This window comes from Vallitalea maricola, assembly GCF_036985595.1.
GTDB lineage: Bacteria > Bacillota > Clostridia > Lachnospirales > Vallitaleaceae > Vallitalea > Vallitalea maricola.
On record NZ_BTPU01000484.1, the window covers coordinates 1 to 264 of the forward strand.

The 264-nt window shown below is 65.2% G+C and carries 1 protein-coding gene; it reads left to right on the forward strand.

All coding sequences use genetic code 11. From position 1 onward, the window contains the following. Window positions 1–60: 60 nt before the first annotated feature. Window positions 61–264: hypothetical protein (locus tag AACQ14_RS24700; protein WP_339366167.1), on the forward strand; the 204-nt coding region annotated here is incomplete at its 3' end.

Consider the following 264-nt stretch of genomic DNA (forward strand, 5'->3'; position numbering starts at 1 on the left):
CTTGATCAGCCTGAGGCACGCGGCCTGCTCGTTGCAGACTCGCGAGTCCATCGCGACTTTATGGTCAAGCCCTACGTCAAGGGGGCGCCAAGTACCGACAAGTTTGCCATCGCGCACCGCCGAGGCGGACGTTGCGGAGTAGCCAACTCGCTCGACGAAATCCGAGAGTTGCCCGAGGATTGGGGCTACGACGGCGACAGGATCGCTGACGCAATCGCGGCACATAACGCCGCCGCGCGCCCGAGCGGCCACCTCACGCCGGAG